This window comes from Chryseobacterium sp. Tr-659 (genome assembly GCF_011752975.1).
Taxonomy (GTDB): Bacteria; Bacteroidota; Bacteroidia; order Flavobacteriales; family Weeksellaceae; genus Chryseobacterium.
Genome location: NZ_VWWP01000003.1, coordinates 410198 through 424340, shown reverse-complemented (window position 1 = coordinate 424340; position 14143 = coordinate 410198). Strand labels below are relative to the sequence as shown.

The 14143-nt window shown below is 37.7% G+C and carries 9 protein-coding genes; 1 reads left to right on the top strand and 8 read right to left on the bottom strand.

Annotation, left to right across the window (positions count from 1 at the left end; translation table 11 throughout):
- Positions 1-23: 23 nt before the first annotated feature.
- Positions 24-3086, bottom strand: coding sequence for a TAT-variant-translocated molybdopterin oxidoreductase (locus F3J23_RS09490; RefSeq protein ID WP_167027518.1), 3063 nt, complete (start codon positions 3084-3086; stop codon positions 24-26).
- A gap of 23 nt (positions 3087-3109) precedes the next feature.
- A complete protein-coding gene (locus F3J23_RS09485; RefSeq protein WP_167027515.1) occupies positions 3110-4468 on the bottom strand; it encodes a c-type cytochrome in 1359 nt (452 codons plus the stop codon).
- A gap of 184 nt (positions 4469-4652) precedes the next feature.
- Here F3J23_RS09485 and F3J23_RS09480 point away from each other — a divergent pair, with 184 nt between their 5' ends.
- Positions 4653-5210, top strand: a complete 558-nt coding sequence (locus tag F3J23_RS09480) for an SPOR domain-containing protein (RefSeq protein WP_167027512.1) — start codon at positions 4653-4655, stop codon at positions 5208-5210.
- A gap of 52 nt (positions 5211-5262) precedes the next feature.
- Here F3J23_RS09480 and F3J23_RS09475 read toward each other — a convergent pair whose 3' ends face one another.
- The 6 genes from F3J23_RS09475 to F3J23_RS09450 all read right to left on the bottom strand — a co-directional run bounded on the left by F3J23_RS09475 (position 5263) and on the right by F3J23_RS09450 (position 13876).
- The gene (locus F3J23_RS09475; protein ID WP_317167707.1) at positions 5263-6540 is read right to left on the bottom strand and encodes a DUF6080 domain-containing protein; all 1278 of its coding nucleotides are present in this window, start codon (positions 6538-6540) and stop codon (positions 5263-5265) included.
- A 73-nt stretch (positions 6541-6613) separates the two neighbouring features.
- Positions 6614-7939 carry a T9SS type A sorting domain-containing protein gene (locus F3J23_RS09470; RefSeq protein ID WP_167027508.1) on the bottom strand — a complete coding sequence of 442 codons (1326 nt, stop codon included), beginning with the start codon at positions 7937-7939 and terminating at the stop codon, positions 6614-6616.
- 83 nt (positions 7940-8022) lie between these two features.
- The gene (locus F3J23_RS09465) at positions 8023-9564 is read right to left on the bottom strand and encodes a protein adenylyltransferase SelO (RefSeq protein WP_167027505.1); all 1542 of its coding nucleotides are present in this window, start codon (positions 9562-9564) and stop codon (positions 8023-8025) included.
- A gap of 75 nt (positions 9565-9639) precedes the next feature.
- Entirely contained in the window at positions 9640-12018 is a 2379-nt protein-coding gene (locus tag F3J23_RS09460) for a transglycosylase domain-containing protein (RefSeq protein ID WP_167027502.1), read from the bottom strand.
- Positions 12019-12024: 6 nt separating this feature from the next.
- Positions 12025-12489, bottom strand: coding sequence for a gliding motility lipoprotein GldH (locus F3J23_RS09455; RefSeq protein ID WP_167027498.1), 465 nt, complete (start codon positions 12487-12489; stop codon positions 12025-12027).
- Complete coding sequence (locus F3J23_RS09450) at positions 12482-13876, bottom strand: stage 0 sporulation family protein (protein WP_167028156.1); 1395 nt, start codon at positions 13874-13876, stop codon at positions 12482-12484. The genes F3J23_RS09455 and F3J23_RS09450 overlap by 8 nt, the downstream gene beginning before the upstream one ends.
- Positions 13877-14143: the final 267 nt, after the last annotated feature.

Genomic DNA, 14143 nt, shown 5'->3' with positions numbered 1-14143 from the left:
TTTACCTATTTATTATTTAAACTTTATTTTTCTACTCTGTTTCTTACTTTAGTGTGATAGAACACGTTTGGCTTTGTTCCGATCTCCTCTAGTAAATAATATCTTCTGTTAGAGGCATATACCTTTCTAATTGAAGAATCTTTATCATTCATGTCTCCAAATGTCATTGCTCCAGTAGAACAAGCTTTAGAACAAGCAGTCTGGAATTCTCCATCCTTCACTCTTCTTCCTTCTTTCTTAGCCTCAAGAATAGTATTCTGAGTCATTTGGATACACATTGAACATTTTTCCATTACCCCTCTAGTTCTTACAACTACGTCCGGGTTAAGTACCATTCTTCCTAAATCGTTGTTCATGTTGTAATCGAACTTGTCATTTAGGTTATAAGTAAACCAGTTGAAACGTCTTACTTTGTACGGACAGTTGTTTGCACAATATCTTGTACCGATACATCTGTTGTAAGCCATATGGTTTTGACCTTGCTTACCGTGTGAAGTAGCCGCTACCGGACATACAGTTTCACATGGAGCGTGGTTACAGTGCTGACACATTACTGGTTGGAAGATTACATCAGGATTGTCTGCAGGGTGGTTTAACGCACCTCCGTCTCCGAATGCAGTACCATACAATTCAGGTACAGCCATTCCTTCTTTTAATCCTTCGTATACTTCAACTTTCTGTCTTGAAGAATAGTAACGGTCAATTCTTAACCAGTACATATCTCTGGACATTCTTACCTCTTCTTTACCTACTACAGGAACGTTGTTCTCAGCCTGACAAGCAATAATACATGCTCCACAACCTGTACAAGAGTTCAAGTCAATAGATAAGTTGAAGTGAGGACCGTCAGTATCATCAAATGCATCCCAAAGGTCAATTTTTCTTGCTGGAAGAGCTCCACTGATGGTGTGGTATTCCAAAGGCTTGTTCCATCCTTTGTGCTCATCATCGAAAGGTACATTAATGAATTCAGCTAAAGGAACTTCCTTCGCAATTTCATAACGACCCATTAATGTATTTTGAAGCTGGATACCTGCGAATTCGTGATCTTCTCCAGTTTTCTCGATTTTAACACCTGAAAGTACAAGGTTAGAACCATCAAATAAAGGATAAGCATTTACACCTGTATCTGCAGTAGCTCCTGAGTTTTTCTTACCATATCCAAGCGCAAGACCTACAGATCCTTCAGCTTGTCCCGGTTGAACGAATACAGGAACGTTTTCTATTTTAACTCCATTTACTGTAAGGTTTACGATAGAACCATCCAACTGCATTCTCGCGTTAAGATCGTTATCTATTGCAAACTTCTCAGCGTCTTTTGGAGAAATTGTCAAGTAGTTATCCCAAGACATTCTTGTGATTGGATCAGGTAATTCTTGTAACCAAGGGTTGTTTGCCTGAGTTCCATCTCCCATTGAAGTTTTAGTGTATAATACTAATTCTAATTCAGATGGCTTAAAGTTTCCTAGTTCAGCAGCGGCCTGGGCTCCGTTTCCTCCAGCATAAGATAAAGTTGCTGTGTTTGTAGAAGCGTTGATCCCGTTATACAATGCTTTGTTGAAAGAAGTACCACCTAAAAGAGAAGCAGAGCTTGCCTTTAAATAATCGTAGTAATTGTTTGAGGCATTGTTCTTACCATTCTTCCAAACCAATAGAGATTCTTCAATCTGTCTTGATTTGTAGATTTTCTGGATCGTAGGCTGCATCAATGAATATACTCCGGTCTGTGGTTCGATATCTCCCCAAGATTCTAGCCAGTTAGCTACAGGAATTACAGCTTTCGCTGCTTTGTACATTTCATTTTTCTTATCTGCTACAGCAACTACATAAGGAACTTTTGATAAAGACTTTTTGAAATCTTCTCCTTTTGGATGAGAGTAAATAGGATCTACGTTGTTTGTAATTAATACACCAACTTGTCCACCGTTTACCCATCCTAAGAATTCCTGGTATTTTGCACCGTCAAATTCTTTAAGGAAGTTGGCTTTACCTGTGAAAGCTACTGAAGTTAGCTTTTGGTTGATTAAGTGTGCTAAAACCTGTGCTCCTTTAGAACCATCAGCAAAAACAACAGCTTTGCTCCTTTTGTCGTTAAGTTCTTTTGCAATCTCAGCCGCAGCCTTATCAGAAGTACTACCACCTCCTACGATTACATTGTAAACTTCAACTAAAGTTTTGTTTACAGCACTTGGCTTTAATCTGTATCTTGAGTCAGCATTAGCACCAGTTAAAGACATGTTAGATTCCACCTGGATGTGTCTCAACATGTTTGCCCCCGGCTTTCTAGCTGCTGCGTAAGAAGTTTCTAAGCTTGAAGCGTTATAATCTCCTAAGAAATCAGCCTGGAAAGAAACTACCAACTCAGAACCGCTAAGGTCATAAACTGGTAATGCTCTTTGTCCGAATACTTCCTGAGCTGCATCTAATCCTGCAGAGTAAGGGAAAGCATCATAAGTTACTAATTCAGCTGTAGGATATTTAGCTTTGAATTCAGCGAATAACTTTTTGAAAGTTGGTGAAGCAAAAGAGTGTGATAAAACCACAATCTTTTTACCTGACGCTTTAGCTTCTTCTAACCCTTTAATTACAAAACTGTCTACTTTATCGAAAGTTTCGTCTTTACCGTCTAGTTTAGGCTGTTTTACTTTATCATTATCATAAAGAGAAAGTACACTTGCCTGAGCTCTTGCATTAGTTTTACCTAAATCACCACCAGCCGGGTTGGGTTCAATTTTGATTGGTCTACCTTCTCTGGTTTTTACTAAAACACTAGCAAAGTCGAAACCGTCAAAATAAGTTGAAGCGTAATAATTAGGGATTCCCGGAATAATATCATGCGGCTTTACCACATAAGGAATCGTTTTGATTACCGGAGCTTCGCAGGCAGCTAATGTAACTGCTGCTGTAGAGAATCCTAATAATTTAAGGAAATCTCTTCTTGAAGTACTTGATCCGTTTTTCTCAGCATCTCCAAGGAAATCTTCTACCGGAATTTCTTCCTGAAACTCTTTCTGAGCCAGCTTATTATTCAAAGCTGGATCTTTAAGTTCATGAATACTTCTGAATTGTATTTTGTTTGAAGCCATTTATACTTCTAATTTTTTAGTTATTAATAATGACATTTACCACACTCAAGACCTCCAATTGCATCTACAGTGATCTTACCTCCATCTTGTGGATACTGTTTTTTCAACTTGTCATGTAGATTTTTGAAGTACTCTTTATTATAACCGTTGTTCATATCAACCTCAGTAGTTCTGTGGCACTCGATACACCATCCCATAGTAAAGTCGTTAGCCATCTGAACAACATTCATTGTATCAATTTTACCGTGACAAGCTTTACATACAACATCAATTTTGTTGTTAGGATTCTTTTTGTTGAAAGAATTGATGATCGCTTGTTCTCCAGCAATTACGTGCTGAGAGTGGTTGAAGTAAACGAAGTCTGGCATGTTGTGGATTCTTGTCCATTCAACCGGCTGTGTTTTTCCTGTGTACTGTTGTTTTGCAGGATCCCAACCTGTTGCAGCGTAGATCTTCTGGATTTCTCCGTCATAGAATGCCTTATCTTTTCCTGGCTCCATGTAGTGATCTGCGTTGTATTCAGAAATTGTTCTGTGACAGTTCATACAAACGTTCATAGAAGGAATTTCAGATACTTTTCCGTATTTAGCACTAGAGTGGCATAACTGACAGTCAATTTTCTGTTCTCCAGCGTGGATTTTGTGAGAGAAGTAGATAGGTTGTTCTGGTTTGTAACCTTTGTAAACCCCGATCCACATTAACCAGTTCCATACTCCGTAAGCAGCTAAAATAGCAAGGATTGCTAATAAACCTTTACCAATGAAGTGGAACTTCTCATACATTTCACTGAAAGAACGAACTCTTGTTTCATTAAGTCCGGCCAAATCTTCAGACTGACCCAGTTTTACCAATTGTCTTAGTTTAACCAAGATCCAAACCAGTAAACCTGCGATCGCTAAAAGTGAAATGATTACAACGTTTGTAGTAGTTTTGTCTGCAGGAGCTGCCGCAGTAGCGTCAGCTGCAGGAGTTGCTTCCGGCTTTTTCTCTTCCGGAGCAGGAGGATTAGTCGTGAAAGCTAAAATGTCATCTATATCCTTATCTGTAAGATTTGGAAAGACCTGCATTTCAGTCTTATTAAACTTTTCAAAAATCTCATTGGCGTATTTATCCCCAGAAGCTCTAAGAGCTTTGTTGTCTTTGATCCACTTGTGAAGCCAATCTTTGTCTACACCACCTTCTGTCTTTACACGTTCTACAACCCCCTTTAATGGTGGCCCAACAACTTGTTTGTCCAGCGCGTGACATGCAGTACAATTCGCTTTGAAAAGTTTCTCTCCGTTTTTAGGATCGCCGTCTTGCCCGTAAAATGAAGCACTGGTTGATAGCAATAAGCCTATTGCGATCAACGTTTTTTTATAATGCTTTCTCCAACTAATCATTTAAATTATCTTATGTTAGTAAATTATTGAACATTCAATCAATTCCGCAAAAATAATATTTTTAACAGGAATTTAACGGTATATCGAAAAGGGAAAATATCATTTACGTTTAATTTGTATTGATTCTAAATAACTGGTTTGGTATAGTTTTTTAATTTGTATAAATTTGCGGAAACAAGTTTAAATGAGAAATCTAATCAAAATATTTTCGATATTATCATTATTTGGATTTTATAATATTGAAGCACAGCAGGTTGTTAAAAAAGATACCCTTTCGGGAACGGAACTTGTCATGACAATGGATTCCAGAATAAATGCTGCTTTAGAAGGAATTGAAGGTAAATGTGCTAAAGTTACCCCAACAAATCCATCTAAAGATTTCAGTAATAATGATGATGGAATTTCTACAGGAATCAGCACAAAACCTCCAAAAATCTTTGTACCGAACAGAGAGCTTACCAATGCTGAAATTTGTAAGAAAAATCCTAGGATTTTAGGGTTCAAAATTCAGATTACAACGGTGAAAAGTAATGATGAAGCGAATGAAGTGAAGTCTTATTTCAGAAAAAGATTTCCGAATCTGAAAGTTGAAACGGATGCTTCTTTGAGACCTAATTATAAAATTTTAGCAGGAAGTTATTTTACTAAACAAAGTGCTGCAAGCGATCTTTCGAAGATCAGAGAATATTTTAAATCTGCAGTGCCGGTACAATATAGAATTTTCTGCGCCGAAGCAAAATAGTATTGATTTTCTAAATATAAAAACAAAAAGCTGAGAAATTTTCTCAGCTTTTTTATTGATAATATTTTTCCAAAAACCAGAAGAATTCCGACATCCTGAAAAGATTGTTTACAAATAGATAAACGAGCAGGGTGCAGATGATAAGTGTTAAGAGTGCCATCACTTTCTGAGAAGATCTGTACGCGTAGAAAAGCCACCCGATAAGGAGCGGATATACAAAAACAAAGTGCCCTCCATAGATGTAAGAGGTGTGAAGCCCGAACCTCATCACGCAATGGATGATAATGTCAACGAAAAATGAGAGGGCAATTACCTGAACCCATTTGTTCCTGAAATTCTTAAAATAACTCCAACTGATCAGTATCAATAAAAGGATAATGAAAATATATGAAAAGACAGATGAATAAAGATCCATATAAAGTGCTTTGAAATGGAATCCTTTCATATTGTGTTTATCCGAAATAATAAACCCCGGGAATAGAATGTTGCCGCCGAAAAAGAAAGACAGAATCATATCCCAGGTAGGCATAGTTTCTACGTTTGAAAATTTTTCATATTGCTGATTGGTTTTCGAAAAAATATTCTGGTACTTAAAATCAATTCTGTTCAGATAAAGAAGAACATAGCAGATTACAGCAATGAGTACCCTCAAAACGGCGCTTCCAAATTTTTTCCAGCTCCTGAAAAGATCTTTTTCAAAAAGAAGTGGTATAAAAACTTTTACAAAATTGGTTATAGTAAGTCCTCCAATAGTAATGCCTGCCAATGAAAGAGCTGTTGCGGGTATTTTTTCTTCCTTCCTGAGTTTAATTGCGGCATAATAATTATATAAAGAAAGTAGAAACAACGTGTATGTGAAATTCTCGGGAGTGAAGGATAATATAATATTGGTTGAAAAGATCCCAAAGAAAGTAATAATTAAAATACTTAACCATAGAGGTAACATAATAATATTCTTCAGGTATTTAAAAATCTGAACAATATTCAGTGTAATTACAATACTACTGAGCCAGGCCAGAGTAAGTCTGAAATTAACATCCATTTTTCCACCTGAAATCAATAGGGAGAATTCTCTTACCCAGTTAAAAAAATAATAGGAGAGGGGATGTCTCTCAAAACTCCCGCCGGTCATAATAATGGATTTATTATCAAAACTGAAGTAGGCATCCCAGGGAATTCTGCTGTCAAATATGATTCTGTAATGGATTGCGATGTAAGAACCCAATATTCCATAGCAGGTCATAAAAATAAGGAAGACGGTTACTTCAGTGGAAGATGAAGGGAAGATCAGCCTTAGAAAGTTAATAAATTTAGTTTTGATCAATGACACGTATTTATTTTTTTGCAAAAGTAAAATAAAAAAACCACCAAGCTGGTGGTTTTAGAAAGATTGTATAATGGTGTTATTGTTTAATTATTTTTTCAGTTGTAGATGTTCCGTCAGAGAAATCTACTTTCAATAGATATGTTCCTTTTGGAAGTGAAGAAACATCTGGTTTTCCGGAATTTTCTGTGTTAAGTGTTTTTCCAGACATGTCAATAATGGTAGCCATTTTTATTTTCTGGTCTGTCTTGATGTTAATGTCTCCTTTGGTTGGGTTAGGATAAATTGACAGGGTATGTTTTGTAGCAGCTTTTGTTTCAGCCGTTCCAAGTGAGAGTAAAGATTTGAACATTCCTCCAACAGTTGCGGAAGTATTAAACCCTCCGGAATAGCAGGTATTGGCATCTGAGCAGCGTATTCCCAGATGTTGAACGCCTGTATCTAATGCGGTCCATGTAACACCGTTGTTGATGCTTTTCCATGAGCCTCCGGTTGTTCCATCAGAGCTTGTTGCTACTACAATATTGGTTCCTGGTACATAGGCTATATCACTAATTTTATTAGCTGCGGTAATTCCTGTAAAGGTTACCGGGGCCCATGTTGTTCCTCCATTGGTGGTAGTGTATAGTTGTAATGTTGTGGATGTTCTTTTAAGAATCATTCCGTTGTTAGCGTCACTCCATGCCATATCACCACTTTCTGTAGTTCCTCCAAAATCACTGATGATGGCATCTGTTGCCAACGCGGTCCATGTGAGTCCTTTATCTGCAGATTTGTAGATTCTTCCGTGATCTGTATAGAAGAACATATTATTACCTACCGCATAATATCCGCTATTGTATCCGTATTCATCTACTAAAGGATCCGGAAGGTTAGCGGCAGGTACTCTTGTCCATGTAGAACCTCCGTTAGAAGTTGTATAAATTTCAAATTCTCCGCCTTCAGGGTCTCCACCAACAATACCGTTATTAGCATCGAAGAAATGTACATAATTGGTCCATGATTCGCCTGGTGTAGATAGCATTTTCTGGTTCACCCATGTTGCGCCGCCATCACTTGTTTTCCAAACTCCTCCTAATCCGCTTGTATTATTAAAAGCACCTACCCATGCTGTGGTAGCACTTACTCCTGAGATATTGGTAATTCTTAAGCTTGTATTGCCAACATTAATTGATCCGGCTGTCCATGTAGTACCACCGTTAGATGTTTTTGTAAATTCCTGTACGTTTGCTGTAGAACTCGTTCCATTATAAGCAAATGCCCAAACTGTATTCGCGTCATAAACTTCCAAGCCACTGATTCCTCTGGATGCAGCAGCAAATCCGGAGTTTTGAGTTCCCCAATACTGGGAAAATACAGATGTGCTGATCAACAATGCTGTGATAGATAGTATAATTTTTTTCATGTTAAAAATTTTTCTAAAAATAAGAAAAAGATTTAATATTGTAAATTAAATTCAATAAAACAGTTTAATTATTGTTGTTTTTGCTATGAACTGCAGGAAAGTGTAGAGCATCCGGTAACGTCGTCATAACCAGAAGGTCTTTTGGCTGAAAATTCAGGGAATGTTTCCTGATAAGGATTTTCCAAAGCTTGAGTAAGCTTTTCAAGCATTTCTGTTCTGCCATTGCTGATCTCTTCAATGCATTCGTAAAGGAGATAATTTCTTAAAATGAATTTTGGATTGGCGTTTTTCATCATGTTTAAAGAAATCTCTCTTGATATTGAGTTTAGACTTAATCGTGATTCATAGTTCTTAATGAAATCGTTAAGCTTTCTTAGTTTCTCTTCATTCAGAATGCTGTAGGAAACCTTTTTGAAATGGTCTTTTAAAATTGTTTCTTTATTCCAATCTTCTAAACGGTTAAAAAATAAGGTATAATCCATTTCTAATTCCTGCATCAGGCCTTGCCAGTTGGTAAAAAATTCTTCGTCTTCTTTTAATAGTTGATCCAGTCCAAATTTTCTGCAAAGCATTGTATCGTGGGCGTTCCAGAAATAGTTTCCGTACCTGTTTAAAGTCTCTTCAAGGAACTTTTCATCTTTGATCAGCGGATGAAGTGCATTGGCAAGCTGCCAGAGATTCCATTGGGAGATTTGTCCCTGTTTTCCGAAAGCATATCTTCTTCCCGGAAGATCAGTTGTATTAGGCGTGAAATTCAGATCATATTCATCCATCATTGAATAAGGTCCATAATCAATAGTTAATCCCAGTATCGACATATTATCAGTATTCATCACACCATGTACAAATCCTACCCTGAGCCATTCCACCATAAGATCTGCAGTTCTGGTACAGATATTTTCAAAAAAATCTTTGTATTTCTGATCATCCGAAGAGGTTATTTCCGGAAAGTAATTTTCAATGGTAAAGTCGACAAGGTCTTGTAATGTTTTGTACTCGCCCTGGGCAGACATTAACTCAAAATGTCCAAAACGAAGAAAGCTTTCTGCTGTTCTGATAACAACAGCTCCTTTTTCAAGCTGGGGATTTCCGTTGTACATTATATCGCGTACGACATCTTCTCCTGTAAAGGCTAAGCTGAGTGCTCTCGTTGTGGGAACTCCAAGATGATACATGGCTTCACTCATGAGGTATTCACGTAAAGAAGATCTCAGAACAGCTCTTCCATCTGCATGTCTGGAGTACGGTGTGGCTCCGGCTCCTTTCCATTGGATTTCCGTTTTTTTACCAGAATCATTGATGATCTCACCGGCCAGAATAGCTCTTCCGTCTCCAAGCTGTCCTGCCCAGTTTCCAAACTGATGCCCTGCATAAGCTGTTGCGTAGGTTTGTACATTTTCCGGTAGGCTGGTTCCCACCAGAAAATTCAGATCCTTATCTTCGTATTTTCCCAGTCCTATCTCTTCAGCTAATTCTTCGTTAAAGGCGATCAGCTCTGGCTGATCAAACCCGGCGGGCTGAGTGGTAGAAAATAAGACTTTCGGAGTATTTCTCTGCATAGGATTATTGGAAAAATCACCTGGAAATTTCTTGATAAAAGGTTGTCTGATACGTTCGATATTCATACACCAAAGGTATTAATTATAAAAGAAAAGACCTTCCAAATTATTGAAAGGTCTTATGTATTTCTAAAAGAGAATTTATTTATTAAAGTCTACTTCATCATTGGAATGAAGATTTTCATTGATATTATCCTCTTTCTTTTCTGTAGGTTTTTTAGGGTTAGGATCTACAGGTTTTGGATTTTTGATCTCGTCAATGGTCTGAAGACTTCCATCGTCTCCGTATCCTCCACTTAATCCTTTAAGGTTTGAACAGCCGTCTTTCCAGTCTGAAGGCTTAATAAACTTATCGTCTGGAGTAACTCCTAAACTCTTGTCTGCCCATACTTTCTTCATGAAGATTGCCCATATCGGAAGAGCCATTTTGGCCCCCTGACCTTCTCCTGTTCCAAAGAAGTGAGTGGCTCTGTCTTCCCATCCAACCCATGCTCCGGTTGCTAATTTCGGTGTGATTCCCATAAACCATCCGTCGGAGTTGTTCTGAGTTGTACCAGTCTTAGCTGCAATTTCTACGGCTTTCGAAATTCCTCTTCTTCCTAGTTCTCCGGAAGCGGTTCCATATTGTGCAACACCTTTCATAAGTTCAATCATGGTGTATGCATACATTGGGTTCATCACTTCCTTAGGTTCTACGTTTACTTCCTTAATTACTCTACCGTTGGCGTCTTCAATTCTCCAGATCATTTCCGGTTTATTGTAGTTTCCATAGTTGGCAAAAGTACTGTAAGCTCCTAACATTTCATAAATAGTAATGTCTGATGAACCTAATGCAATGGTATTATTTCTTGGGATATCTTCTGTTACTCCAAGATCTCTTGCAGTTTGGATTACAGCGTCTACACCTGTCATTTCGATAAGTCTTGCGGCAACCGGGTTTTGAGAGTGTGCTAATGCATCTTTTAAAGTAAGCATTCCGCCTCTTCCTGGTACATGCCATCCGTTATGATCGTAAGTTCCGTTAGAAACCGCTGAGCAAGGTGTCATTCCCAATTTCATAATAGCAGTTGCATATACGAAAGGTTTGAAGGTAGATCCTACCTGTCTTTTCCCTTGTTTGATATGGTCGTATTGGAAGTGCTGCCAGTCTATACCACCTACCCATGCTTTGATTTCTCCGGTTCCCGGAACCATAGACATCAAACCTGCCTGAGCAATCTGTTTGTGGTATCTGATAGAATCCCAAGGGGACATTTCAACTTCTTCTTCTCCATTCCACGTAAATCTTGACGTTTTGATAGGCTTTTTGAATTCCATCATAATAGAATCCTCAGGCATTCCGTCAGCCTTTAACAACTTGTAACGGCCCGTTCTTTTCATGGCCTGAACCATTACATCATTGATTTGTTTGTCTGTTAGATAGTAGAAAGGTCTGTTCTTTCTTCCTCTCTGTTCAGCATCAAATCTCTTTTGAAGATCTGTTAAGTGTTCCTTGATTGCTTCTTCTGCATATTTCTGCATTTTAGAATCAAGAGTAACATATATTTTTAATCCGTCTTTATACAGGTTGAGTTTCTTACCGGTTTCTTTTTCGTGAGTTTCAAGATATTTATCGATCTCTTTTCTCAAATAGAATTTATAATACGCAGAATATCCGTCAGTAATACTCTTAATAGGGTGGAAGTCAACTTCTATCGGAGTGTTGGCTGCTTTCTCATAAGTAGCTGCATCAATATATCCTGTTTTCTGCATCTGATCCAAAACAACATTCCTTCTTTCTTTTGCCTTTTCTGGGTATCTGTAAGGGTTGTTTTTTCTTGGATTTTCAAGCATTGCCACGAATGTTGCGGCTTCAGGTAAGGTAAGCTCAGAAGTCTTTTTGTTAAAGTACACTCTGGAAGCCATTTCGATACCATTCGCATTGAAAAGGAAATCGAATTTATTGAAATAAAGAGTGATGATCTCTTCTTTGGTGTATCTTTTTTCAAGGCTTACTGCTACCACCCATTCTTTCAGTTTCTGGAATGCTCTCTGAAATTTATTTTGAGAGGCATTTCCTGTGAAGAGAAGCTTTGCCAGCTGTTGGGTTATAGTAGAACCTCCTCCACGTCCACCACCATAGGCTACGGCTCTGGCAACGGAGTACAAATCGATCCCTGAGTGTTCCTTAAAACGCTCATCTTCTTTAGCCTGAAGGGCGTAAATTAGATATGGAGGGAGATCTTTAAAAACGATAGGCTGTGTTTTTTCCTTTTCAAACTTTCCTAAAGTTATTCCGTCTGAAGAGATGATCTCAGAAGCGACAAAGATATCCGGGTTTTCAAGTTCTTTCACATCCGGCATTTCCCCAAGGAATCCTTGAGAAACAGCAAAGAAAAGCCCTGAAATTCCCAGAACTACCGCAATGAGTCCAATCCAAATAAATGAAACCCATTTTTTCCAGGAGGTATCTTTCTTTTTTTTGGGAGGCAGAGGAAATGTCTTCCCCTTATTTCCTGCATTTTTTTTGTTTTCTTCCATTTATGGTTACGGTTTAGCCGTTTCTATTTTTACCCCTACATCCTCAATTCCCGGAAGGTTGTCATTTCTCATCGCCTGAATCAGACCGATTTCATATTTTCCTTTACCGGGGAATCTGTAATTCAATTTATACTGAAACAATGTTTCTTTCGTATCACCAAAGCCTGTACCAAGCCATTCGCCGTTTGGTTTTGCCAGTACATAATTCAAGGTATCCGTTTCCTTTTTTTTGTTTTGAAGATTGGTGAAGTTCACAATAAACCTTATGTTGCTATAAGGGTAATTGTTGTTGTTTCTTACGACAAATATAATATTTTTAGGATTTTGCGGATCTGAAACTTCAAGATTAAATTTTTGTTCACTTTTCTTATTCCATTTGTTATTTACGGAGTTCATAATAACGTCTCCTTCTGAAGAAGAGTTACAGCTAAAGAAAAGGATAAGAGTAAATAATCCTAAAATTTTACGCATTTTTATCTTTTTTTGGAGGATACTTCTTTTTAAATTTCTTCTTGTTCGGATTGTTTTGTTGCTTTTTATCACCTTCAGCATTGCTTTCTACCTTTTCTGCCTGTACTTTTGGCTGTGGCTGTGGCTGCTTTTGCTGTCTGGGCTGATTCCCTGAATAAGCATTTGGGTTTTCGGGCTTTTCGGATCTTTCAGGCCTTTCTTGTTTTTCCGGTCTGTTATTTCTTTTCTGTCCCTGTCCCTGTCCCTGAGGGGTGTTATTTGGTTTGTTCTGGTTGTTTCTGTTTCGGTTTCCTCTGTTTTTCTTTTCGAAACGGTCCACATTATTTTCCTGAATCAGGTCTATACTTTGAAGTGAGGTTTCAGGCTGCTTCAGGTCTTCCAGAGGAAGTGTTCTTTCTCCTCTTTTATTTTTTGAAATCAGTTTTTTAACAAGGTCAATATCAAAGTCATACCATGCAATGGAATTTTCCACATAGGCAAACCACATTTTCTTTTTGAAAACATCAATTTTGATACAGAATGCTTTTCCTTTTTCTGTTTCCAAGGTCGTTGAAGAAGAAGGGAAGTCGCTTAATGCATCTAAGTAGCTATCAAGCTCGTAATTAAGGCAGCATTTAAGTTTACCGCATTGCCCTGCAAGTTTTTGAGGGTTGATACTCAATTGCTGATATCTTGCTACATTGGTGTTTACTGATCTGAAATCAGTAAGCCATGTAGAACAGCAAAGCTCACGGCCACAAGAGCCTATTCCTCCTACTTTTGCCGCTTCCTGTCTGAAACCGATTTGTTTCATATCGATTTTAGTTCTGAAAGCTCCGGCGTAATCTTTGATCAGTTGTCTAAAATCTACTCGGGTGTCTGCTGTGTAATAAAAGGTGATCTTTGAGGAATCTCCCTGGTATTCAACATCAGTAACCTTCATTTCAAGGCCTAATCTTTGGGCAATTTTTCTTGCTTCAAGCTTTACGCCATCTTCTTTCTTTCTTGCTTCCTGCCATACCTCAAGGTCTTTTTGGTTGGCCTGTCTGTATATTTTGAGTGCCGATTCTTCAGAAAACTTTTTCTTTTTCATCTGAATCTTTACTAATTCTCCCGTAAGGCTTATAACGCCTACATCGTGTCCCGGACTAGATTCTACTGTAACTACGCTACCTATATGTAAAGGAATATTATTTACATTCTTATAAAACGATTTTCTGTCATTTTTAAATCTAACTTCTACAAAATCACACCTGTTTGGTGCCGGATTGTTGATGTTAGAAAGCCAGTCAAAAACACTTAATTTATAACTATTCCCGCAGGTATTTACATTTTCACAGCCATTTGCGGTTTTTTTAGGGCCGCAAGAATGTGCAGAATCGCCGGATGTTTTACATCCACAACTCATATTACTATTATTTATAATCTGCAAATTTATGTATTTTTATCTTTATGCGATTCTAAAATACTTAAATAACCTGAATTCGGCGCAAAACATTTTTGGAATTTAGTTAAAACATGGAATAGAAAGCCGTAGTCAATAGGTTTTAAAAAAGATTAAGAATGGCAAGGTTTTTTTGTTTTGACTTTTTTTTCTGTTAAAATTATATTTCTGGTTTAGCCTTCTGTTTTATATGATGTAGTTTCTTTTTGAGTTATGAACCTCTTAATGTTA

Excerpts from the sequence above, each read along its gene's own strand:
- F3J23_RS09490 (WP_167027518.1), bottom strand. The coding sequence starts at position 3,086 with ATGGCTTCAAACAAAATACAATTCAGAAGTATTCATGAACTTAAAGAT.
- F3J23_RS09485 (WP_167027515.1), bottom strand. The coding sequence starts at position 4,468 with ATGATTAGTTGGAGAAAGCATTATAAAAAAACGTTGATCGCAATAGGC.
- F3J23_RS09480 (WP_167027512.1), top strand. The coding sequence starts at position 4,653 with ATGAGAAATCTAATCAAAATATTTTCGATATTATCATTATTTGGATTT.
- F3J23_RS09470 (WP_167027508.1), bottom strand. The coding sequence starts at position 7,939 with ATGAAAAAAATTATACTATCTATCACAGCATTGTTGATCAGCACATCT.
- F3J23_RS09465 (WP_167027505.1), bottom strand. The coding sequence starts at position 9,564 with ATGAATATCGAACGTATCAGACAACCTTTTATCAAGAAATTTCCAGGT.
- F3J23_RS09460 (WP_167027502.1), bottom strand. The coding sequence starts at position 12,018 with ATGGAAGAAAACAAAAAAAATGCAGGAAATAAGGGGAAGACATTTCCT.
- F3J23_RS09455 (WP_167027498.1), bottom strand. The coding sequence starts at position 12,489 with ATGCGTAAAATTTTAGGATTATTTACTCTTATCCTTTTCTTTAGCTGT.
- F3J23_RS09450 (WP_167028156.1), bottom strand. The coding sequence starts at position 13,876 with ATGAGTTGTGGATGTAAAACATCCGGCGATTCTGCACATTCTTGCGGC.